This is a genomic window from Thermococcus onnurineus NA1 (genome assembly GCF_000018365.1).
In the GTDB taxonomy this organism is placed as follows: domain Archaea; phylum Methanobacteriota_B; class Thermococci; order Thermococcales; family Thermococcaceae; genus Thermococcus; species Thermococcus onnurineus.
Genome location: NC_011529.1, coordinates 316495 through 338059 on the forward strand (window position 1 = coordinate 316495; position 21565 = coordinate 338059).

Sequence of the window (21565 nt, forward strand, 5' to 3'; positions counted from 1 at the left end):
GTTGTAGAGATGTACCGGACGCACTACTCGAGTCAGATTACGGAAGACCTAAACGGCCAGCGCGTCAAGGTTGCTGGCTGGGTCTGGGAAGTTAAGGACCTCGGAGGAATAAAGTTCCTCTGGATAAGGGACAGGGAAGGCATAGTTCAGATAACCGCACCGAAGAAGAAGGTTGACCCGGAAATATTCAAACTCATCCCGAAGCTCAACTCAGAAGACGTCATAGCCGTCGAGGGAATAGTCAACTTCACACCCAAGGCAAAGCTCGGCTTTGAAATCCTCCCCGAGAAGCTCGAAGTTCTCAGCAGGGCCCAAACACCCCTTCCCCTTGATCCGACGGGAAAAGTCAAGGCCGAGCTTGACACGAGGCTCGACAACCGCTTCATGGACGTCAGAAAGCCCGAGGTAACGGCGATATTCAAAATCCGTTCCAGCGTTTTCAAAGCGGTTCACGACTTCTTCCACGGCGAGGGTTTCATAGAGGTTCACACGCCAAAGATAATCGCCACCGCAACCGAAGGTGGAACCGAGCTCTTCCCTATGAAGTACTTCGAGAAGGACGCCTTCCTTGCCCAGAGTCCGCAGCTATACAAGCAGATAATGATGGCGAGCGGCCTCGACCGTGTTTATGAAGTCGCCCCCATATTCAGGGCAGAGGAGCACAACACCACCAGGCATCTCAACGAGGCATGGAGCATAGATGCGGAGATGGCCTTCATAGAAAACGAGGAGGAAGTAATGGAGCTCCTTGAGAGGCTCATTGCTTACACCATCAATCACGTCCGCGAGCACAACGAAAAGGAGCTTGAAACGCTGAACTTCGAGCTTGAGGAGCCGAAACTGCCGTTCCCAAGGCTGGCCTATGACAAAGCACTTGAGATCCTCGCCGACCTTGGCAAGGAGATCCCCTGGGGCGAGGACATAGACACAGAGGGCGAGAGACTTCTTGGAAAGTACATGATGGAGAACGAGAACGCACCACTCTACTTCCTCTACCGCTATCCGAGCGAGGCCAAACCCTTCTACATCATGAAGTACGACGACAAGCCGGAGATATGCCGCGCCTTTGACCTTGAATACAGGGGAGTAGAGATAACCTCAGGCGGCCAGAGGGAGCACCGCGTTGATGTCCTCGTCGAGCAGATTAAGGAGAAGGGCCTCAACCCGGAGAGCTTCGAGTTCTATCTCAAGGCTTTCCGCTACGGCATGCCTCCTCATGGTGGCTTCGGTCTCGGGGCGGAGAGACTCCTCAAACAGATGCTCAACCTCAACAACATCAGGGAAGTCGTACTCTTCCCGAGGGACAGGAGAAGACTCACACCGTAATGCCTTTATACCACCTTTTCCTTTTGGTGATTAGTTGACTACTCTTTGGAGGCTGGAGATATGAAAAAGGCTGCCGCTTTAATCCTCTTGGGTCTGATGATTTTCTCATTTGCACCTATGGCACACCTAGTAAAATCCGCAACGGTGCCCGAGTACGCCAGCATAACGGGAATCTCGCTTGGACTAAAAGACAAGGCTGTTCTGGGTCCCTTTGAGGTGCAGTTCATCGACGTTGATATGTACTGGAGCAGGCTGAGCTTCCAGGTCAACGGACCGGATGGTCCAAAGCTCTACGTTGTGGGGCAAGGCGAGTCGTTTGTTTATCCCGCGGCCGACAACCAGTACCTCAACATTACTCTGACCTGGATCAGATCCGATACCAAGACCGCCCTCATCGAGATACAGTCCCCTCTCCAGAAGTTACTCTCTGGCCAGAAGCTCAACGTGGGTGACACAATAAACCTCCCCGAGGGCTTCCCACAGATAAGCATTAAACTCACCTCAACCTCGGACACACAGGCTACCTTCCTTGTGACTCTCCCGTACGGCGAGACCCAGACCCTCGTGATAACCGAGGGCTCTGGTGGAAGCGTTAGGTATAAGCTCGGTGATGTTTACTCCTACTCCAATTACGTTTACATTCACCTCTTAAACACCACAAGCGATGGTCCGGCGACAGTTGACATCTATGTCCCCAAGGTCGCCTCGACCGACTTCAAGATAGTGAGGGAAGGCGAGGAAGAAACCGCTCCAACGACAACCGTTGAGACGGTTCTCGTTTACAATGACCTCCTTTACGTCAACGAGAAGCTCCCGATAACCGTTGACAATGTTACCTACTACGTCAAGCTCATATCAGCTACTAGAGGTGCAATTACTGTTGAAGTCTTCAAAGGTGATCAGAGCCTTGGATCAATGATCCTTGAGATAGGTGATTTTCCCAAAGACGTTCCGAACGCTCCCCTCAAGCTGTCTGTTCAGAGTGCTGAGCCCGACTATAAGAGGGCTATCATCAGGGTTTACGCTCCCATTGGTGCTCAAGTAACTCCAATCCTTAGGCAGGCCAATGTTATTGCCATGATAGATGCCGTTCCTAAGGAGATAATGCTTGGCGACAACCTCGTTGTGGCCATAAATGTCGAGAACCTTGGCAGGGGCGATGCTTACGATGTCAGCGTTGCAGCTCCAATACCAAACGACTTCGAGCTGGTCAGCATGACAAAAACATGGGCGTTTGAAACACTTCCTGCGTTTACCAAAATGCCTGCCCTTATCTACGTCCTCAAGCCAACCAAGGTTGGGGAATTTGACATTGGTAAGGTAATAGTCACCTTCTACGACGATAAGAGCCTTGAAACTGGCCAAGAGCGGGTGATATACTCCCAGCCTCTCACTGGGATCAAGGTATACGGTATACCTGCCATTGACGTCACAGCCCAGGCCTACAACGGAACGTGGGGAAGCTATGTCACCGCAAATGTGGGCGATAATGTCACCGTCAGGTTCATCCTCACGGCCGCTGATGGAAATCCGGACTACGAGTTCGTCCAGAACGCCACACTCCTCCTCGACCTGCCCAACAGCGTTGATGGCCCCACTGCCGTTGAGGTGGGCACCATAAAGGCAGGCGAAACGAAGACCGTCAGGGTTGACTTCAAGGTCCTTAAGGAGAACCTCACCAACGTCAAGGCGGTACTTGTTTATGCAGACCCGCTCGGAAATGAACACCAGCTTGAGCTCGGCAATCTCGTCACCATAAACAGCATCCCACCGAGGGTCATCGTTAAAGAAGTTCCGGTCTATCCGGGCCCGGAGGAGCTTCCAAAGTACATCAACCAGACCCTTGCCAACATGAGCGATCCAGCCCCAGTTGCCAAGGAGATAAGTGCAGTCGTCGAGAAGTACAACCCAACGACCAACTACTGGAAGGTTCTGGGAATACTCTTCCTGATACTCGCACTGGTCTTCGGAGGTTTGACCTACAAGTACTGGGACGAGTCCGAGAAGCTCAGAGAAAAGCTCGAGAGGAAGAAGCACAGGCGCCCAGGCGGACTCCCTAAGAAGGCCGAGGAAGAAGAGCGGGAAAGCTCTGAAATGGTTGAGCTCTGAGCTTTTTTCCTTCTCCTTAAATTTATAAGTCCCTTTTCTCACTCTCCACGGGATGAGAGATGTTCAGGTACAAGCAGGTCATGGTCATTAGGAAGGATCTGAAGCTCAGCAAGGGTAAAATGGCGGTTCAAGTCGCCCATGGTGCGGTGACGGCTGCTCTAAAAGTCCAGAAGGAGAAGCCAGAGTGGTTCAAGGCATGGTTCCATGAGGGACAGAAGAAGGTCGTGGTCAAGGCTGAGAACGAGAGGGAGCTCTTCGAACTGAAGGCCCATGCGGAAAAGCTGGGCATACCAACGGCACTTATCAGGGACGCGGGGCTGACGGAGATTCCCCCGGGAACAATAACCTGTTTGGCGGTAGGGCCCGCTCCAGAGGAGCTCGTTGATAAGGTTACTGGGCATTTAAAGCTGGTGTGAGGCATGGACTACCGTGAGTTCTTCTCCCAGTTCAAGTATTTGAGTGAAAAGCCCGGGATAGGTGGGAGAATAAAAGCCCAGCCGGAGGACTTCATCGTTATGGAAGAGCCTCTGAGGAGTGCCTTTGATGGCAAAAAATATGCGATTTTCCTCCTCAAAAAGCGCAACTGGGATACGATGGCGGCAGTGAAGGAGATAGCCAAACGTGCTGGAATCTCTTATAAGGACATCGGCTTCGCGGGAACGAAAGACAGACATGCCGTGACTTATCAGTACATCAGCGTGCCGCGAGATGCGAAGGAAAAAGTTGAGGCTGTTCGAATCAAAGACATCGAACTCCGCTTTGTTTCCTATGGGAGAGCTCTCAAACTTGGCCACCTACTTGGGAACCGCTTTAAAATCATCGTTCGCGACGTTGACGAGAGCGCCTTCGAGAGAACGAAGGAAATAGTGAGAGAGCTCCGCTCGAAGGGAGGCTTCCCCAACTACTTTGGTTATCAGCGCTTCGGTGAGAGACGTGTTACCAACCATCTGATTGGAAAGCTCCTTCTGAAGGGAGACTTTGAAGGTGCCGCAAGGCTCTTTCTTGGCGCCCATGGAGGGGGAATGGAAGGGGATGAGGCCAGAAAGAACTTCTGGGAGACCGGGGACGTGAACAGGGCCCTTGAAGAATTTCCCGGATTCCTCCGCTATGAAAGGGCGATGCTTTACAGGTACAAGGAAACCGGGAGCTGGCGGAAAGCCTTCCTCTCGCTTCCGCTGCCCATAATGCGTATCTTCATCCACGCCTATCAGTCATACCTCTTTAATCTCTACATCTCCCGGAGAATCGAAGAGGGACTCCCCTTGAATGAGGCTCTGGTTGGAGACATCGTCGTCCAGATTAAAGGGGGTATCCCCTACCGCGACAGAACCTACCGCGTCACAGAGACGAACATCGACTTTGTGAAGGAAAAAATCCGCAAGGACGAAGCCATGGTTTCGGGACCGCTTTTTGGCTTCTCGATGAGACGAGCCAGGGGCGTCCCGGGAAGGCTTGAAGAGGAGCTCCTCGCTGAGGAAAACCTCTCACTAAAAGACTTCAAGAGACTCCCGAAGCCAATGGCTGAGCCTGGCGGGAGGAGGGAGCTCCTCATAAGGCCCCTCGGCCTGACTTACGGCTATGTTCCGAGCGTAGGGATGTGCTTCCGCTTTTTCCTGCCCAAGGGGGTTTACGCCACGAGCGTTCTGAGGGAGATAATGAAAGATCATTAGCCACCACAAGAATGAGAAGAAACCCTTTTATCGGTGGCCGTTGAGTGGCCTCAGGGTGAGGAGAATGATTAAAGCCATATCCCTAGACATTGATGGCACCATCACCTATCCCGACAGGCGGCTTCACGAGGATGCTCTAAAGGCCATAAGGCTCGCCGAGAGCCTCGGTGTCCCAGTCATGCTTGTCACGGGCAATTCCGTGCCGTTTGCTGAGGCAATGGCAATAATGATAGGAATCACAGGCCCGGTCGTGGCCGAAGATGGCGGTGCTCTCTCGGTAAAGGACGGCCGCTTGAGAAAGAGGATATACCTCACAACGATGGACGAGGAGTGGATCCTCTGGAGCGAGATAAAGAGGCGCTATCCCGAGGCGGTTCTCAGCTTCTCAATGCCCGAAAGAAAGGCGGGTCTCGTCATACTGCGTACGATTCCAGTTGAGGCTGTTAGGGCACTCATTGAGGAGCTTGGACTCAACCTCATAGCAGTGGATTCTGGCTTCGCGATACACATCAAGAAGCCCTGGATAAACAAGGGGGCGGGCATAGAGAAGGCCTGCGAGATTCTCGGCATAAGTCCGAAAGAAGTTGCTCACGTTGGCGACGGCGAGAACGACCTCGATGCGTTCCGCGTGGTTGGTTATCGCGTGGCCGTCGGGCAGGCCCCAGAGACACTGAAAGCTGAAGCCGACTATGTGACGCAGGCGACCTATGGCAAGGGAGGGGCGGAAGCGGTGATGCACATCCTCAGGAAGTTCGGATATCTAGGTGATTGAAATGGACATCAAAATAAGGGTTGCTACGTTGGATGACGTTGAGAGCATAGTCGGGGTGCACACCGCCGGTGAAGACCTCTCTGGTCTTTCTGTGAGGGGCCAGTGCTCGATGAAGACATGGCGGATGCGCTGGATGCGGAAAAGAAGGGGGACGTCCCAATAATTGGGAAAAGATTGGGGCATTAATCCTTCAGAAACTCAAACGCCAAGGCCACTTCCATCGCTGTTCCGAGGTGAAGGACGTCCTCATCAACGTCGAACTTCGGATGGTGGTGGGGATGAACTATTCCCTTCCCCTCGTTCCTTATTCCAAGCGCCAAGAAAGCCCCCGGAACCCTCTGGAGATAGTAGGCAAAGTCTTCTGCGCCCATCGACATCGCGACATCGCCGTGCCTGAGGCGGTACTTCTCGGCCACCTTTCTCGCGAAGTCCGCCATTGCCTTGTCGTTTATCGTTGGCGGAACGAGGTCGTTGATGCTGAACTCGGCTCGTGCGCCATGGGTTTTGGCAACGCCTTCTATTATCTCGGCCATCCTTTTCTTTATCATCTCTCCAACCTCTGGCTTGTAGTAGCGGAAGGTTCCTTTTAGGGTAACTTCCTCGGGAATAACGTTGAAGGTTGTCCCGCCGTTTATGGCCGTAACGCTAACAACTCCCGTCTCGATTGGGTTAACGTTCCTGCTCACTATCGTCTGAAGGGCCAGAACGGTTTCAGCGGCTATTGGTATGGGGTCAATTGCCTCGTGGGGAGAAGCACCATGTCCGCCCTTTCCGATTACCTTCGCTTCGAAAAAGCCAGCTCCTGCCAAAAACGGTCCGTCTCTGATGCCTATTATTCCGCTGGGCAGATCCATCCAGACGTGGAAGCCAAAGATGGCATCGACTCCATCGAGAGCTCCTCCCTCTATCATCTTCAGTGCCCCGTTGCCACCTTCCTCTGCCGGCTGGAAGATTAGGCGAACCTTTCCACCCAGCTCGTCCGCATGCTCTGCTATTATCTTCGCCGCCCCGAGGAGCATGGCAGTGTGAGCATCGTGGCCGCAGGCGTGCATCTTTCCGGGAATTCTCGACCTGTAGGGAACGTCGTTCTCTTCCTGGACAGGCAGAGCGTCCATATCCGCGCGGAGGGCTATAGTCTTCTCTCCCTCGCCGATGTCCCCTATTATCCCAGTGCCGACGCGCTTTATTTTGTATCCCCACTCACGAAGGTGCTCCTCGACGATTCTGGAAGTCCGTTCCTCTTCGTATTTTAGCTCTGGATGCATATGAAAGTCTCTTCTCCAGGCTATTATCTCGTCTTTAATTTTCAGGGCCTCTTCAATGGGGTTCATGGTATCACCGCATCAACCTCGACAAACACCCATATTAGCTTTTCGATGCCCATCTAAAGAGACCAAAAAATTTATAAATCCACCCTGGTAGGTGATTACGGCGTCGATGGGAAGTGGGCCGGTAGCTCAGCCTGGTATGAGCGCCGCCTTGGCAAGGCGGAGGCCCCGGGTTCAAATCCCGGCCGGTCCACCATCCTTGGGTTGGGCCCGTGGTCTAGACTGGTTATGACGCCACCCTGACAAGGTGGAGGTCCGGGGTTCGAATCCCCGCGGGCCCACCAGTTCTACAAACTTCGCCTGCGTGAAGTTTGATCAAGGTTGGTGATTCTTTTTTGAGGCGTTTCTTTGAGAGGATTTGCCTTTTTGAGTGTGGTTTTTGGTGAAGGATTCCTTTTTTGAAGTTGCTTTATTTGACGTGGGTTTTCTTCCGCGCTTCTTTGGAGCGCTTTAATGGTTTAAACCCGCGTTTTGAGGCTTGTGAAATGCGAATTCCAGCTTAAAATAGCAGTTTGGTAGTGCAAACCCTTTCAACTGCACCTTTGGGGAGAAGAATCACAAACTTTGATGAAACTTTGCTCTGCAAAGTTTCTTTGGTCAAGCTTTTTCTAAAAGCTTGTTCGCCTGCGCGACGTCGAGCAAAGCTCGACGCGAGGGACGATAGTCTCGTAGAGTTTCATCAAGCTAGTATGTCGCTTTTGGATTGCTAATTCCTAGGAGTGGTTTCTACAATCAATGGCCATTTTGCAGTATTTCACTTCAACACGGCGCCCGAAGGACGTCAGAATAAAAATGAAACCCCACAAGCTGCCGTTTATATTGATAAACTCGTTGGAGGGTGCCATATTAGAGTTGCATGCCGTTCTGATTTTATGTTATATGAGCAGTAAAAACTTTCCGCCAGCGCTTGCCGAAGGCAAGGGCTAATGGGATAAGGTTTATAAGATTCCTTCCTTACCAACCGTGAGGCGAGACCGGTGGAGCGAGAGATAACCGAGGAAAAGCTCCAGAAGTACTTTAGAATCACTGAGGAGGCGCTTAGGACGCTTGAGATAGCTGTCCACGAAAAGAGTCTTTTGAGGAGCGTTGCGGAGGACTTCCTCACTATGGCGAGGAGCTATTTTGAAGACGCTAAATACTACTACAAGAAAGGCGACTATGTAACGGCTTTCGCCGCGCTCAACTACGCCCACGGCTTTATCGATGCTGGGGTAAGGCTCGGAGTCTTTAGGGGAGAAGACGATAGGCTATTTGCTTTTGGCTGAGAGGTGGGAGCGATGGGAGATTACGTAGTCGTTTTGGAGGCGCCGATTATAGTCAGGGATGTCGAAACGAGTGAGGATGCCATAAACGTTGCTGTCTCGAAGGTTGCCAAAGCGCTCAACAAGGAAAAGCTTGACTTCGTGAGGGTGGAGATTGGTTACTCCCAGTGCCCGGTCTGCGGCGCCCACTTCGAGAGCGCTTTCGTGATCGGTTCGGTCGGACTCGTAGGCATGTACCTCACGATTAAGGTTTACAATGCCCAGACCATAGAGCACGCCGAGAGGATAGCGAAGGCCGTCATCGGGAAGGCCCTCAAGAAGGTTCCGCTCAAGGTTTATGAAATTAGGGAGCTGACAGAAGAGGAAGAGGGTGAAGGAGTGGAGTTTGAGGAATGATTACGGCTATCCTGTCTTTTCTCCCTCAGTTCCGCCGAGATAAACAACGAGAGCCGCAAGACTGTCCAACATGTACTTCACGAGACCAAGCAGCGCCAGAATTGCCGCGCTCCAAATGCCTAGGTAATGAGTATAAGCCGCCTCGAACAGCCAGCCGACGATCATAATTAGAAGACCAAGCACGGTGTATCCACCGGGGCATCTTTTGGCGGTTCTTAGAATCTCCTCTATAGGGATAACAAGGCGCGTGAAGTAGTAGGTGGGGGTCACCAGTGAGAGTGCGGGCATTATCAGGAAAGCCACCAGCATTATTCCAAGCTCGCCGAAAATCGCTGCTAAAGATACTGCGAGGATGACGCCGATTAGAAACACCGCCAGCAGGGTCGTCAACTCCGCTATAATAAGCCCAGGAATTGAGTTGAGTCCCTTCAAGAGGGCATCTCTAAGGGCCGGCTCTGTGCCCTTCATGAGGAGGTATTCCGTGTCAACGAGAACGTAGTTGAAGTACAGCATCAGAACCGCCAGGAGGGGAAGAAGTGGAATCACCTTGTGAAGATCATCCAGTGTTCTTCTCCTAGCATCTTGAAACTTCTCGTATGTGTCCCTGTAAACCACCAAACCTTTGTATGTTGTTGTCGAGATGTTGGGACGGTAGTATTCGTTATCACAGGTCGCATTGATTCTCTCAAAGATGCCGGAATTCATTGAGTATATCTGGTGGCAGACCATTGCATCGTGCTCCTTCACCATTTGCATCTCAAAGGACTTCAGCTCGCTGTAATCTTCCATAAGGGGCTTGAAGATAGGGAAGAACAAGACATAGGTCACGAGAATGGCCAGCAGCAGGACTGCCCAGAACTTCCAACTATTGAGAGTTCTAATTAGATCGTTAGTTGAAATTGGCATAGTTACATCTGATAAAAGTACATTGAACCCTTCTTAAAATTTCTGGTGTCAAACCTCATCGGATCTCAACAAAGCTTTTAAGCACTCATTAATCAACCAACGACATAACCGATGGAGGTTTTGCCATGGCCAAGTTCATATTCGTAACCGGCGGTGTGGTTAGCGGTCTTGGAAAGGGTATAACCAGTGCTTCTCTTGGCATGCTCATGAAGGCCAGGGGTTTCAAGACGACGAACATTAAAATCGACCCTTACCTAAACTACGACGCTGGAACTATGAATCCCTATCAGCATGGTGAGGTCTTCGTCCTTGACGATGGCGGAGAGGTTGACCTCGACCTCGGCAACTACGAGCGCTTCTTGGACACAAGCCTTACCTTCGACCATAACATCACCACCGGCAAGATTTACTCGGCCGTCATTGAGAAGGAAAGAAGAGGGGATTACCTCGGCGCCACCGTTCAGGTCATACCGCACATCACCAACGAGATAAAGGAGCGCATAAGGGAGATAGCGAGGGACTACGATGTCGTCGTCGTTGAAATAGGCGGAACCGTCGGCGATATTGAGAGCATGCCGTTCCTTGAGGCGGCAAGGCAGATGCAGCTTGAGGAAGGCAGGGATAACGTTGCCTTCGTGCATGTAACCTACGTCCCCAAGCTCCGCGTTGTCGGTGAGCAGAAGACCAAGCCGACCCAGCACAGCGTCAAGGAGCTCAGAAGCTTGGGAATCCAGCCCGATGCCATAGTTGCCCGTTCCGAAGACCCACTCGAGGAGAGTGCAAGGAGGAAGATAAGCCTTTTCACAAACGTTCCACCGGAGGCCGTTATAAGCGCCTACGACGTCGAGGACACTTACGAGGTTCCACTCATGCTTGAAAAGGAGGGTCTTGCAAGATACATCACCAAGAGGCTCGGTCTCCCTGAGAGGGAGCCCGAGCTAGATGCTTGGCGCGAGATGGTGGAGAGGTACAAGTCCCTCACTGACACCGTCGAGATAGCCATCGTTGGTAAATACGTCAAGCTCTCCGACTCGTATCTCAGCATAAAGGAAGCCCTGAAGCACTCTGGCGTGGCCAACGGCGTCAAGGTCAAGATCCGCTGGGTAGAGGCAGAAGACGTTGAGAAACATGGGGTTAAGCTCCTTGAGGGTGTGGATGGCATAATAGTGCCTGGGGGCTTTGGAGCAAGGGGAACCGAGGGCAAGATGATGGCGATAAGGTACGCGAGGGAGAACGACATCCCGTTCCTCGGCATATGCTTCGGCTTCCAGCTGACGGTTGTCGAGTTTGCGAGGAACGTTCTCGGCCTCAAAGGGGCACACTCGACGGAGATCGACCCGCAGACACCCTATCCCGTCGTTGACCTCATGCCGGAACAGAGGGGCCTCGACAAGCTCGGCGGCACCATGCGCCTTGGTGCTTATCCGGTCAAGATAAAGCCAAACACCCTCGCAAGGGAGCTCTATGGCAGGGAGCTCATCTACGAGCGCCACAGGCACAGGTGGGAGGTCAATCCCGAGTTCATCGAGCGCTTCGAGAAAGCTGGCCTCGTCTTCAGCGGCGTAGCGGGAGACGACGAGAGGAGGATGGAGATACTCGAGCTTCCGGAAAAGCGCTACTTCATAGCAACGCAGTTCCATCCCGAGTTCAAGTCGAGGCCGATGAATCCGGCGCCTGTCTTCAGGGGGCTCGTAAAAGCAGCAAAAGAAAAGAAGTTTGGGGATTAAATTTCTATTCCCAGCCCTACCAGCTCTTCATCAACTTTTTTCAGCTCTTCCATTCTCTGGAGCTCCCTGTAGAAGGCAACCCCGCCGGCCCAGAGGAAGAAGTATAGCAGGGCGTCTAAGGGTGCCTGCACGAAGGCTGAAACGTAGGGAGCCAGGTTCTCCGGAAGCGTGAGCTGGATTATGAAGGCCAGAGGGCTGGCTATGATGGCGATGCCTATGGCTGCGACACCCAGCAGGGCGCCGAATCCAACGGTTGAGAGGACGTTCCTGAACCCTAAGCCGAATGCCTCGAAGGCGGCCCCTATGGTGCCCTTGTCCGCGTAGAGGGGGATTGCCATAGATGAGAGTCCCAAAGTGAAGGCCAGAACCAAGAACAAAAGAACCACGCCAATCAGTATGAGCACGGCTCCAGCCGGGAGGAACAGCGCCCCCACAACCATTGGAATGGTCGCGACGCTTATGAAAACGAGCATTATGAGGCTATAGATTATGTTTATCACCAGCACTCCCGGAAAATGTTTGAGTCCATCCGCAAGCAGTTCGCTGAGGCTGTAGTCCTCATCGTTAAGGTACGTGAAAATACCCTTTGTTATCCCGTACTCAACGATTGAACTTAGAACGATGGTTATGATGAGGTAAATCATCAGGCCTTTGAAAAACTCAATCAATATGTCCATCTCATCTTCCGTTATCGGCGTCCCGTATTCCTCAACTATGACATTGCCCTTTTGGATGGAGGTCTGATTGTATGTGTACTCAAAGTCACTTGGTATGAGGTATATTGACAGCAGGGCTAGGATGAGCGCCATTGCCAGGACGAGTAGGTAAAGCCTTTTGTTGGCGAGAACTATCGAGAAGGTCTTTGTAAAAGCATCTATCGCTCCCATACCACCACCCGATGGAGTAATGGGGACAAGGCTTTAAAAAATTCTTCCAGAAAAAGCTTATAAACGAACCGCCCAAAGTGGCGATAGGTTAAAGATTAAGCTCATGAGGTGAGATAAATGGCTATCTGGCAGGGAAGGTCACTCAGGAAGCCTTCAGGTGGAAGGATTATCCTCGCTAGGAAGAAGAGGAAGAGGGAGCTTGGAAGGGAGCCCGCTTTCACGAAAGTTGCCGAGGGCAGGGAAAAGAAGAAGATAATCAGAACCTACGGCGGCAACAGGAAGGTCAGGCTCATTGAGGCCCTCTACGCCAATGTCTTCGACGGTGGCAAGGGCAAGAAGGTTAAGGTACTCAGAGTCGTTGAGAACCCGGCCAACAGGCAGTACGTCAGGAGGAACATCATCACCAAGGGTGCCATCATCGAGACTGAGATCGGCAGGGCCATCGTTACCAGCAGGCCCGGCCAGCACGGCGTCGTTAACGCCGTCCTCATCAAGGAGGAAAACGCCTGATTTTTCCTTCTTCCTCTGGATGTGTCCTTTTAGCTTTCCTTTAGATGTTCGGTTCTGACGTCTTTATGTCAACTTTTTATGAGTTCCAAACCCTTATATGGTATGGCGACTAATTTACAGTGATGGTATCCTATGGAGAATGAATATTCCCGAGCTGAGAAGATACTTGCAACCCTTTTTGTCATTTTCCTCCTTCTGGCGAGCATCAACTTTCTTCGAGAGCTTGAACGTATTCCCGCGGAGCCAGACTATTCTGATTACCAGGCCAAGTATGGACTAGACGAGCTCCTCGACAATCAGAGCAGGCTACTTACCCTGGAACGGGAGCTATTCAAAACGTATCAAGCGACCGAGGACAACCTGACTGAGGCGGAGAGGGTTTACCTCTTCAAGCGCGAGGAGTACCGCCTGGCCATTGAGAGTGGCAATGTCACGGAGGAGCTGAGGCAGGAATACCTTCAGGCAAAGGAGAACTACGAAAGGGCATACGCGAGGTATCTGGCGGCTAAAGGGGCTTATGAGGATGTTCACCAGCAGCTGGTGGAGCTTAATGCGCGTATAGGCGAATTGAGTGCAAAAACCTGGGACGAGTACAATCTGGAGTATCAGATTTACAGACTCAAAGTTCTGGCGCTAAAGCTCCTCTTCGCTCTGCCGATTTTCATAATCTCGTTCCTGCTCTTCAGAAAGCGCAGGAACATCTACACAACCTCTTTAATAGCCTACTCTTCACTGCTGCTCATCTACCTAATCCTCTCAGCGATATGGAGCACTATCCAGATGATAGGGCTGAGTCTCTTCGGAGCAGGAGCTTCAGCTGCGGCGCTCTACTACCTGAGGAAGGAGTACTTCAAGCCTGGGAGGGTTTACAAGCGCAGGATAGGACAGAACAGGTGCTACCGCTGCGGATTTCCGGTTAAGGATGACTACCTCTACTGCCCCAACTGCGGGGCAAAGCTGAAGGAAAAGTGCGAGAACTGTGGGGCCATGAGACCGCTCTATCTGGAGTTCTGCCCCTACTGCGGCGTCAAGGTTGAGAAGATGGGAGAAGAGAGCTAGAATTCTTCTTCCCTGAACTTCCTCAGTTCATTCTCCATTATTTTCCGCGCCTGCTCCTCGACCATTGGCTGTACCAGCTCTATGACGCGCCTCTTGAGCTCGTTCAGCCCCTCGCCGTTCAGCGCTGAAATTCTCAGCGGCTTAAGGCCTTTACTCTTAACGAACTCCTCGACCTGCCTAATCTTCTCCTCGTCGGCGATATCCACCTTGTTGAGGACAACTATAAACGGGAAGTCTTTGAACTCCTCGTAGATTTCCTCGAAGAGGTGCATCTGCTCCTCAATGGGGAAGCCGCAGTACTCTGACGGGTCGAATATATAGACTATCACTCTCCCAAGGTGCTTCAAAGCGAGAATTGCCTGCCTCTCGATTTCGTTCCTCTCGCTCAGCGGCCTGTCGAGCAGTCCTGGGGTATCAATGACCTGGTACTTAAGGTAGTGTTCCTCGAACTGGCCGACATTTATGCCCTTTGTGGTGAACGGGTAGCTGGCAACTTCAGGCTTCGCGTTAGTCAGGGCCCTCAGCAGAGTACTCTTGCCAACGTTTGGGTGGCCGGCTATGACAACGGTTGGAAGTTCCAGATCAACGACCGGTAAATCTTTGAGAACGTTCCTTGCCTGGTTGAGGTACTCAAGGTCGTCTCCTATCTCTTTAATAACGTCTGCAACTCTTCCGTAGAACTGCCTTCTAAGCTTGGCTATTTCTTCAGGTTCTCTGGAGTAGCGTATCTTTTCAACGTATCTCTGCTCAAGGTTCCTTATAGTCTTTATCGCCCAGTTGACGTGAGCCAGCGAGCGGTGGAACTGGTCCCGGTCAACGAGCGTATCAACCAGGTCCTGGTAGAACTTCGGAAGCGTCGAAACGCCCGGCGTTCTGTCGAGTATCTTTCTGAGATTGTCCCTCACAACATTGGAGACCGTTCTAACCCTGAGCTCCTCCCTCTGCCGAGCTTTCATTACCCGGTTGCCCTTGGGGGTAAATGCTGAGGCGGCTTTTTCAGCCCTTCGGAAGGCTTTATCGATGAGCTCGTCAGCAGTAAGGACAGTTGGCATCTTCTCGAATGGGTTCTTCATCTCTCTCACCTCCCCTTTTCTCTCGCGGTGGTTAGCTTTTCGACTGGGTATTTAAAGGTTCGCTAGAGCTCTACCGTTTTGCCCACGTGAAGGTGCTCTATTCTATCCCCAAGTCTCGCCTTCAGATAGGCGTAGGAGTCTATGCCCGTGCAGTGGCCTGCGTAGAGCTTTTCGGCGTCAATTTTCTCAACTACGTCATCAAGGAGCTCTTTGCTCGCACCGAGGAGATGCAGCCCTCCGATTAGGGCTTTAACGGGCTTCCCCAAAACGTCTTCGGCTTGCCAGGCTATGTTGAGAACGCCTGAGTGTCCGCAACCGGTGATAACTGCAGCGCTCTCTCCCAGGTCGACTATGAGAGCCATGTCGTCCCTAACGGGGTCTTTGATGAGCTCCCCTTTCTCTTCGAGATAGCCTACCGCCCTGTCCCAGGTTCTTCTCTCGATTTCGCCGGAGCTGATGAAGCCGGGCGCGAACTCGAGGGGCTTCTCGCTTAAAATAAACTCGGCTCCAAGAGCTTCAAGCTCTTCCCTCGTGAACGGAATCCCTATATCGCGCCTGTGTGGCTTAAGTGCTATTCTTCTCCGGAATATCTCCGGATGAGCTATCACCTTGATAGGTTTTCCCCTCGCTTCGAGGAACACTTTAAGCCCGCCCGTGTGGTCGTAGTGACCGTGGGTGATGAATATGTAATTGATTTTTCTTGGTTTTACTCTGAACTCCTCCATGTTGTTGAGAAGGATCCTCCCGTCCGTTCCAGTATCAACGAGAACCCTAACTCCCCGGTGTTCCACCAGGGCAGAGAAGCCATGAGCCCCGAGGGGACCCTTTTTAAAACCCGAGTTATTTTCGTAGAGAACCGTCAGTTTCATATCACTCCCTCGAAAAGTTTATGTTCCCATAGAGTTAAAACCTTTCATGTGGTCACCATGGTATATTTGAATGACTACTCTCTCCCCTTGATTTCGGGTATCATCGTTGCACTGTCCTCGTGGCTTCCAATCAGCCCTGAAGGATATTCCGTAAAGCTAATGTTCCAGAGTATGGGCCCACTGTACGAAAGCTACCTTGTCCCCGCTTATCTGGGGATTCTGTTCGCTATCTTGTTCCATTTTCGAGAGAAAATAGCTATGGGTGCCCAAAAGGCTATCAGGATGAGCATTGACCCGGATGGGAAGTTTGTCTTTTATTCCTCGCTGTTTACAGTTCTCATCGGGTATCCTGTGGTTGTGGGACTTCCGGAAATCCTCAGCCCAAAGACTGCGGACATAATTAACGCCATTCTTGGCCTGATCATAATTACCGCGGGACTTTTAATGGCCAGACGCATTAGCGTCCCTTTGAGGGGCGTTGATGATCGTCTCCGAGAGCATGAAGATGAACCCACGCTCATCGACTCCCTGGTTGTCGGTTTGGCCCAGGGAATTTCTCTTATTGGGGGCATATCGAGGAGCGGACTCACTTTAACGATCCTCCTGAGCACGGGGGCGAGTGTAAAACGCGCCCTTGAGCTGAGCTTTCTTGTCACCCCGGTGTACCTCGTTATGCGGCTTGCGTTTATAGAGAGCTGGGATCCAGACCTCCCGGTGGCCCTTCTCTTTACCGCATTCCTCGCATCTTTCGCTACAAGCATTCTCACGATGAACCTCCTTCTCAGGCTCGCGGAGTCCTTGAATAGGAGGACCTTCCTTATACTCTTCGGTTCAATCGCGGTGATTGTCTACATCCTGGGGGTGATCTTTTGAAGGCTGTAGTGCTCGCCGCTGGAAAAGGTGAAAGGCTGAGGCCTCTCACAGACGACAGGCCGAAAGTTGTACTCAAGGTTGCCAACAGGCCGATAGTCGAGTACGTTCTCGAAAACCTTGACCCGTTTGTGGACGAGTTCATCTTGATAGTTAGATACCAGAAAGAGAAGCTGATTGAAACTCTCGGAGATGAGTTCAACGGAAAGCCGATAACCTACGTTGACCAGCTTGAAGGGGAGGGAACTGCCAAGGCCATGGAGTCAGCTAAGGATTATATTGAAGGAGAAGAGTTCATAGTTGCCAATGGCGATATCTACTTCGAGATAGATGGCATTAAGGAGCTTATCCAGGCATTCAAGAAGGAAAAGGCAGATGCTGCAGTGCTGGTTAAAGAGTTCGAGGATCTGAGTCACTTCGGAAAGATAGAGGTGGATGGAAACCTCGTCAAGGCTGTGCTAGAAAAGCCTGGAAAGGTCTCCGGTTATGCTAATCTCGGTGTCTATATCTTCAAGCCCGATGTTTTTGAATTCATCTCAAAAACGCCGCTGAGCAAGAGAGGGGAGTACGAGATAACCGACACACTAAACCTCATGATAAAAGCCGGAAAAAAGGTGACCTACGCGGCCTATTCCGGCTACTGGAACGACGTTGGAAGACCGTGGAACCTCATCGAGCTCAACGAGTACCTCTTAAAGAATAAGCTGAGGCACGAGATTAAGGGCATAGTGGAGGAAGGTGCGACTCTCGTTCCTCCTGTTGAGATTGGTGAGGGGACCATCATTAGGAGCGGTGCCTATATCATCGGCCCAGTGAAAATTGGAAGGAACTCTCGTATCGGCCCAAACTGCTTCATAAGGCCATACACAAGTATAGGTGACAACTGCCACATAGGCAACGCCGTCGAAGTTAAGAATTCCATAATCATGGATCACAGCAACGCTCCTCACCTCAACTATGTGGGAGACTCGATAATTGGAGAAAACACAAATCTTGGCGCTGGAACGATCACTGCAAACCTCAGACATGATAAAGGCAACATAAAAGTCGAGATAAAGGGCAAACTCGAGGACTCTGGAAGGAGAAAGCTTGGGGCGATAATAGGCCACAATGTCAAGGTGGGCATAAACGTGACCATTTACCCTGGCAGGAAGATAGGCAGCAACTCCTTCGTCGGACCTGGGGTTGTTGTGGATAAGAACATACCAAGCAACAGCCTCGTGGTAGTGAGACAGGAGAAGGTGGTGATGGAAAGATGATTTGGGGAGATATTATCCCACATATTAACTTTCTTTCGAGATGGTTGCTGTTTTTTGCCGTGGCGTACAAGACGTATCAAACCAAGGAAAAGGGCTGGGCGCTGTTGAGTGCCGCCTTTTTCATTAATGCCCTCGATGTTGAGAGCTACATCTTTGGCCCTCTCGGTATTGAACTAAGCGCTGAGATCTACAGAATCGTCTCCAAGATCCCCAACTTCTTCATAGCGATTCTACTTATCTGGGGAGCGATTCATTTAAAGTATGAGACGACCATGTTAAAGCACGTTGTGTATCTCTCGGTATTTTTGGTTGCTTCGTATGTATGGTTGCTTCTCTTAGCCACTAATGTCTTTGGGGATGACTTTATCCTGAGCTCCCTCTTTCCATCCTTTGCCTATGGCGGAGCCCTTATATACTTCGGCTTGGTGCTGAAACGCCATAAGATTTCGGGCCATGGTGTAGATGCACTGTTTCCATGGGGCTTGATACTCCTCGGAGCTCTGAACCTCACGTATCCATTTACTAGGAATCTCGATCAGTTCGTTCCAGTAGGGTTTTCTCTTGGCGCTCTTTTCAGGCTCATAGCCGCTGTGGGGGCAATCAAATTTGTGTTCAACCCTTTTCCCCATATTGAAGTTTCAGGTAAGCAGGATATTCCATCGGGAGCCTTTCTTTATTATACAAAAGATGACGTCTCTGGGAAGTTTGGCAAGTGGGAAAGCAAGTCAGGACTGGTTATGATAACACGCGAGGATGTCAACACGCTCAAACAGCGGATAAGTCCCGACGCTACAGTGTTTTGGATTACAAGGGCCAAGGAAGGCAGGCTGCATGACTCTCCTGCGATCTATGCCATAAGCCCAACTAAGATAGATATACTTATGGATTTCATAGCCAAGGCATTGCAAGAAGGCTACAGTATCATCTATATAGACGCCATTGAGTACCTCATTCTAGAGAATGGCTTTGAGAACGTCTTTAAGTTCCTCCTGAACATAAAAGACAGAGTACTGACTAGAGGGGGGACAATGATACTGGTAGTGGATCCCAATGCCTTGGAAACGTTCCACAGAAAAATGCTGGAAAGAGAATTTTTGGGGGATTGAGTCCCCCTTCAATCCAGTCCCATCTTTTCAAGGAAGCGCTTGTAGTAGTGAGTGTCCTTCTCGAGCTCGGCCTTCTGGAGGAGCTGTCTCTCTATTGCCCTCAGGGCATCGTGAACAGCCTGTATTGCTCCCCAGGTTTCTCCGGTCGCGATGAAGATGCCTCTGTCGGTAACTACTCTCATCCTTGCCTGATAGAGGTAGACTCCCCTGAACTTCTCGCTGAAGCGCCGGATGTGGAGGTATATTATACCCTCATTGCCTAGCAGATCTTCATAGCCGTCCACGAAGCGTTTGATGTCATCTATAATTCTCTCTCTGGTGAAGTCGCTCAGTAGGGCGGCATCTCCTCCGAGCTGGAGGTAGAATCTTGCCTCCTTCTCGACCATCCTTGAAATCGGCAGGAGCAAATCCTTGATGGTAAGGATACCTTTAACTTTCTCGTTCTCATCTACAATGATAAGGCCATCGATGTTGTTGTCTATCATTTTTGCAACGGCTTCTTGGACAGTGGCATCGGGTTGTATGGTAATGACGCCCCTTATCATGACTTCCCTAAGCTGGGTCGAGAATGGTGGTATCTTCTCACCGACGAGTTCACCTGTCTGAGCCCTGAAGCGCGGCTTTATAAACCTGACTATAAGGTCATGGAGCGTAACGAGGCCATCAAGCTTACCCTCTTCGTTTACGATGGGTATCCTGGATATAGAGTGATCGCGCATCGCCGCTAAGGCTTTGGCAACCGTGTCGTCTGGCTTGAGAGTGATGACGTCCTTCGTCATGAACTCCTCTACCTTTCTCTTTCCGAACTCTTCCTTAGCGATCCTGTCCAGGAGCATTAAATCGCTTATGACTCCAATTATTTCAGCTTTGCTCTCCCCAACTGGAAGGGAACGCAGGTCAACCTCGATCATAAGTTTGGCGGCTTTGCTTAGATCCTCATCCGGTTTGATAACTGGAGCGGTCTTATAAACATCCTTAACCTTAGCCTTGGTGGGATCCCACTTGAGGTGGGAGTGTATAATAAGGTCTTGAGTAAGGACACCCTTGTATACGTCTCCGTCAAAGACCAGAATAAGGTCGGGGTCTTCCTTCTCAAAGATACCAATCGCCTCAGAAAGTGGGGCGTTGATGTCTATCTTCTGGAACCTGTCGGTCATAACCTCTTGCACAAGAATACCGACCATTTCTGCCACCTCCTTCATTTTATTATTAGGGCGCCCAATAATTTAAACCTTTGCAATCCTGACTCGATAGATTTTAGTTAAGTTAGGTTAATAAATGTTTCGCGGAAAGGTTTATAAAACTCGCACGAGAACTCCAAACCGCGCCGGGGTAGCCTAGCCTGGGAAGGCGCGGGACTCGAGATCCCGTGGGCGTCAAGCCCACCAGGGTTCAAATCCCTGCCCCGGCGCCATCTGCCGAGCCCGTTGGGAGTCCTTTCCTTCCTTACACTTCCTTCCAAAGCTATTCTTGGGGAAATTAAAGGGTAGAAAAGCGGCTTTCAGTTAGGTGGTTATGTAAGCCCCCTCCTTCTCGACTATAACAGTGTGCTCGAACTGAGCAACGAGACCGCCGCGGACTTCCCTCAGTATCGGGTAGCTGTATATCGCCCCCACTCTATCGAGCTGGGCTAGGGCTAGCTTAAGCTGGCCTTCGGGCATAAACCCCTGGAGCCACCGGTATGCGAAGGGAAGGCCGTTGTACTCCCTCTTTATGTGCATAAGCACTCTTCTTGCCTGGGCCATCCTCACTGGCCTGTCTCTGAGATACATAAAAATCAGTGCCGGTGGAACCTCAATGACCTGTCCTGCCCCAGTTGTGGCGAAGGGTTCTATTGCTATCACGTCACCCTCCTTCAGCACGTAGCTGTCCGCTGGACGGTAGATGTTGGGGATTGAGATGCCGGCGTGGAGTTTATACCTCTCTATCTTGTGACCGCTGAGGTTCACTATCGGGTTGAAGCCGTATCCTCTAATGGTTTCTTCTATGGCCTTTCCAATCTCGTTTATCTTGATTCCGGCGCGGATGACTTTTATAGCGTTCTCGAGAGCCTCTCTCGCAGCCGTCACTAGGTCGTCCTCTTCCATTCCGACCCGGAAGGTCAGGGCGGTGTCGGCTATATAACCATCAACGTGAACCCCAATGTCAACCTTTAGGTAGTCGCCCTCCTTTAGAACGGTCTCGTCGCCCTTGTAGGGCGTGTAGTGTGCCGCTATCTCGTTTATCGAAAGGTTGCACGGAAAGGCAGGCTTTCCGCCGAGCTCGATTATTCTTCTCTCCACGAACTCGGCTATATCATAAAGCTTTGTCCCTGGCTTTATTAGGCTAATTACTTCTTTCTTAACCTGTCTGGCTATCTCCCCAGCTTTTATGAGGGCCTCCCTTTCATCCACGTTCTATCACCAGGATAAGAAAGCAGTCCCCGCCCTTAAACCT

At 51.2% G+C, this 21565-nt stretch carries 21 protein-coding genes and 3 tRNA genes; 17 read left to right on the forward strand and 7 right to left on the reverse strand.

Annotated elements, in window-relative coordinates:
* The first annotated feature begins 9 nt into the window (after positions 1-9).
* The 6 genes from aspS (at position 10) to TON_RS10415 (ending at position 6040) form a co-directional block, all read left to right on the forward strand.
* Positions 10-1326, forward strand: a complete 1317-nt coding sequence (gene aspS / locus TON_RS01785) for an aspartate--tRNA(Asn) ligase (protein ID WP_048055023.1) — start codon at positions 10-12, stop codon at positions 1324-1326.
* A 60-nt stretch (positions 1327-1386) separates the two neighbouring features.
* The gene (locus TON_RS01790; RefSeq protein WP_012571301.1) at positions 1387-3435 is read left to right on the forward strand and encodes a COG1361 family protein; all 2049 of its coding nucleotides are present in this window, start codon (positions 1387-1389) and stop codon (positions 3433-3435) included.
* 59 nt (positions 3436-3494) lie between these two features.
* On the forward strand, positions 3495-3851 hold the full coding sequence (gene pth2, locus TON_RS01795) for a peptidyl-tRNA hydrolase Pth2 (RefSeq protein WP_012571302.1): 357 nt from the start codon (positions 3495-3497) through the stop codon (positions 3849-3851).
* Positions 3852-3854: 3 nt separating this feature from the next.
* Positions 3855-5105 carry a tRNA pseudouridine(13) synthase TruD gene (gene truD, locus TON_RS01800; protein WP_012571303.1) on the forward strand — a complete coding sequence of 417 codons (1251 nt, stop codon included), beginning with the start codon at positions 3855-3857 and terminating at the stop codon, positions 5103-5105.
* 64 nt (positions 5106-5169) lie between these two features.
* Positions 5170-5877, forward strand: coding sequence for a phosphoglycolate phosphatase (locus TON_RS01805; protein WP_012571304.1), 708 nt, complete (start codon positions 5170-5172; stop codon positions 5875-5877).
* Position 5878: 1 nt separating this feature from the next.
* Positions 5879-6040: a hypothetical protein gene (locus TON_RS10415; protein WP_187146215.1), complete on the forward strand. Its 162-nt coding sequence runs from the start codon at positions 5879-5881 to the stop codon at positions 6038-6040.
* Between the two features lie 19 nt (positions 6041-6059).
* Here TON_RS10415 and TON_RS01810 read toward each other — a convergent pair whose 3' ends face one another.
* Positions 6060-7208: a M20 metallopeptidase family protein gene (locus tag TON_RS01810; RefSeq protein WP_012571305.1), complete on the reverse strand. Its 1149-nt coding sequence runs from the start codon at positions 7206-7208 to the stop codon at positions 6060-6062.
* Between the two features lie 115 nt (positions 7209-7323).
* Between TON_RS01810 and TON_RS01815 the strand changes: the two genes are divergently transcribed.
* The 4 genes from TON_RS01815 to TON_RS01835 all read left to right on the forward strand — a co-directional run bounded on the left by TON_RS01815 (position 7324) and on the right by TON_RS01835 (position 8863).
* Positions 7324-7401: transfer RNA gene (locus tag TON_RS01815), tRNA-Ala, on the forward strand.
* A gap of 10 nt (positions 7402-7411) precedes the next feature.
* A tRNA-Val gene (locus TON_RS01820) sits at positions 7412-7489 on the forward strand.
* 693 nt (positions 7490-8182) lie between these two features.
* On the forward strand, positions 8183-8470 hold the full coding sequence (locus TON_RS01830; RefSeq protein ID WP_012571306.1) for a DUF357 domain-containing protein: 288 nt from the start codon (positions 8183-8185) through the stop codon (positions 8468-8470).
* Between the two features lie 12 nt (positions 8471-8482).
* Positions 8483-8863 (forward strand): DUF555 domain-containing protein, encoded by a 381-nt coding sequence (locus tag TON_RS01835; protein ID WP_012571307.1) that lies wholly within the window; start codon positions 8483-8485, stop codon positions 8861-8863.
* A gap of 6 nt (positions 8864-8869) precedes the next feature.
* Here TON_RS01835 and TON_RS01840 read toward each other — a convergent pair whose 3' ends face one another.
* Positions 8870-9769: an MATE family efflux transporter gene (locus tag TON_RS01840; protein WP_012571308.1), complete on the reverse strand. Its 900-nt coding sequence runs from the start codon at positions 9767-9769 to the stop codon at positions 8870-8872.
* A gap of 125 nt (positions 9770-9894) precedes the next feature.
* On the opposite strand from TON_RS01840, the gene pyrG reads away from it, so the two are divergent.
* Entirely contained in the window at positions 9895-11496 is a 1602-nt protein-coding gene (gene pyrG, locus TON_RS01845; protein ID WP_012571309.1) for a glutamine hydrolyzing CTP synthase, read from the forward strand.
* On the opposite strand, the gene TON_RS01850 is transcribed toward pyrG, so the two are convergent.
* Complete coding sequence (locus TON_RS01850; protein WP_012571310.1) at positions 11493-12383, reverse strand: membrane protein; 891 nt, start codon at positions 12381-12383, stop codon at positions 11493-11495. The two genes, pyrG and TON_RS01850, sit on opposite strands and share 4 nt — an antisense overlap.
* 117 nt (positions 12384-12500) lie before the next feature.
* Between TON_RS01850 and TON_RS01855 the strand changes: the two genes are divergently transcribed.
* Both TON_RS01855 and TON_RS01860 read left to right on the forward strand, forming a co-directional pair.
* On the forward strand, positions 12501-12893 hold the full coding sequence (locus TON_RS01855) for a 30S ribosomal protein S8e (protein ID WP_012571311.1): 393 nt from the start codon (positions 12501-12503) through the stop codon (positions 12891-12893).
* 132 nt (positions 12894-13025) lie between these two features.
* Positions 13026-13952, forward strand: coding sequence for a zinc ribbon domain-containing protein (locus TON_RS01860; RefSeq protein ID WP_012571312.1), 927 nt, complete (start codon positions 13026-13028; stop codon positions 13950-13952).
* On the opposite strand, the gene TON_RS01865 is transcribed toward TON_RS01860, so the two are convergent.
* Both TON_RS01865 and TON_RS01870 read right to left on the reverse strand, forming a co-directional pair.
* Positions 13949-15025 carry an NOG1 family protein gene (locus TON_RS01865; RefSeq protein ID WP_012571313.1) on the reverse strand — a complete coding sequence of 359 codons (1077 nt, stop codon included), beginning with the start codon at positions 15023-15025 and terminating at the stop codon, positions 13949-13951. The two genes, TON_RS01860 and TON_RS01865, sit on opposite strands and share 4 nt — an antisense overlap.
* Positions 15026-15087: 62 nt before the next feature.
* The gene (locus TON_RS01870) at positions 15088-15894 is read right to left on the reverse strand and encodes an MBL fold metallo-hydrolase (protein ID WP_012571314.1); all 807 of its coding nucleotides are present in this window, start codon (positions 15892-15894) and stop codon (positions 15088-15090) included.
* Positions 15895-15951: 57 nt separating this feature from the next.
* Here TON_RS01870 and TON_RS01875 point away from each other — a divergent pair, with 57 nt between their 5' ends.
* Genes TON_RS01875 through TON_RS01885 form a run of 3 tightly spaced genes read left to right on the forward strand, consistent with a single transcriptional unit; the run spans position 15952 to position 19129 of the window.
* Positions 15952-16767, forward strand: coding sequence for an undecaprenyl-diphosphate phosphatase (locus tag TON_RS01875; RefSeq protein WP_012571315.1), 816 nt, complete (start codon positions 15952-15954; stop codon positions 16765-16767).
* A complete protein-coding gene (gene glmU, locus TON_RS01880; RefSeq protein ID WP_012571316.1) occupies positions 16764-18023 on the forward strand; it encodes a bifunctional sugar-1-phosphate nucleotidylyltransferase/acetyltransferase in 1260 nt (419 codons plus the stop codon). Before TON_RS01875 ends, glmU begins: the two co-directional genes overlap by 4 nt.
* A gap of 59 nt (positions 18024-18082) precedes the next feature.
* On the forward strand, positions 18083-19129 hold the full coding sequence (locus TON_RS01885; RefSeq protein WP_187146216.1) for a DUF835 domain-containing protein: 1047 nt from the start codon (positions 18083-18085) through the stop codon (positions 19127-19129).
* An 8-nt stretch (positions 19130-19137) separates the two neighbouring features.
* Here the strand turns inward: TON_RS01885 and TON_RS01890 are convergent, their stop codons facing one another.
* Positions 19138-20313, reverse strand: coding sequence for a CBS domain-containing protein (locus tag TON_RS01890; protein WP_012571318.1), 1176 nt, complete (start codon positions 20311-20313; stop codon positions 19138-19140).
* 142 nt (positions 20314-20455) lie between these two features.
* On the opposite strand from TON_RS01890, the gene TON_RS01895 reads away from it, so the two are divergent.
* Positions 20456-20543, forward strand: a tRNA-Ser gene (locus tag TON_RS01895).
* 91 nt (positions 20544-20634) lie between these two features.
* Here the strand turns inward: TON_RS01895 and map are convergent.
* Entirely contained in the window at positions 20635-21522 is an 888-nt protein-coding gene (map, locus tag TON_RS01900) for a type II methionyl aminopeptidase (protein WP_012571319.1), read from the reverse strand.
* Positions 21523-21565 lie beyond the last annotated feature (43 nt).

Coding starts and splice junctions, on each gene's coding strand:
- aspS (WP_048055023.1), top strand. CDS start 10: ATGTACCGGACGCACTACTCGAGTCAGATTACGGAAGACCTAAACGGC.
- TON_RS01790 (WP_012571301.1), top strand. CDS start 1,387: ATGAAAAAGGCTGCCGCTTTAATCCTCTTGGGTCTGATGATTTTCTCA.
- pth2 (WP_012571302.1), top strand. CDS start 3,495: ATGTTCAGGTACAAGCAGGTCATGGTCATTAGGAAGGATCTGAAGCTC.
- truD (WP_012571303.1), top strand. CDS start 3,855: ATGGACTACCGTGAGTTCTTCTCCCAGTTCAAGTATTTGAGTGAAAAG.
- TON_RS01805 (WP_012571304.1), top strand. CDS start 5,170: ATGATTAAAGCCATATCCCTAGACATTGATGGCACCATCACCTATCCC.
- TON_RS10415 (WP_187146215.1), top strand. CDS start 5,879: ATGGACATCAAAATAAGGGTTGCTACGTTGGATGACGTTGAGAGCATA.
- TON_RS01810 (WP_012571305.1), bottom strand. CDS start 7,208: ATGAACCCCATTGAAGAGGCCCTGAAAATTAAAGACGAGATAATAGCC.
- TON_RS01835 (WP_012571307.1), top strand. CDS start 8,483: ATGGGAGATTACGTAGTCGTTTTGGAGGCGCCGATTATAGTCAGGGAT.
- TON_RS01840 (WP_012571308.1), bottom strand. CDS start 9,769: ATGCCAATTTCAACTAACGATCTAATTAGAACTCTCAATAGTTGGAAG.
- pyrG (WP_012571309.1), top strand. CDS start 9,895: ATGGCCAAGTTCATATTCGTAACCGGCGGTGTGGTTAGCGGTCTTGGA.
- TON_RS01850 (WP_012571310.1), bottom strand. CDS start 12,383: ATGGGAGCGATAGATGCTTTTACAAAGACCTTCTCGATAGTTCTCGCC.
- TON_RS01855 (WP_012571311.1), top strand. CDS start 12,501: ATGGCTATCTGGCAGGGAAGGTCACTCAGGAAGCCTTCAGGTGGAAGG.
- TON_RS01860 (WP_012571312.1), top strand. CDS start 13,026: ATGGAGAATGAATATTCCCGAGCTGAGAAGATACTTGCAACCCTTTTT.
- TON_RS01865 (WP_012571313.1), bottom strand. CDS start 15,025: ATGAAGAACCCATTCGAGAAGATGCCAACTGTCCTTACTGCTGACGAG.
- TON_RS01870 (WP_012571314.1), bottom strand. CDS start 15,894: ATGAAACTGACGGTTCTCTACGAAAATAACTCGGGTTTTAAAAAGGGT.
- TON_RS01875 (WP_012571315.1), top strand. CDS start 15,952: ATGGTATATTTGAATGACTACTCTCTCCCCTTGATTTCGGGTATCATC.
- TON_RS01890 (WP_012571318.1), bottom strand. CDS start 20,313: ATGGTCGGTATTCTTGTGCAAGAGGTTATGACCGACAGGTTCCAGAAG.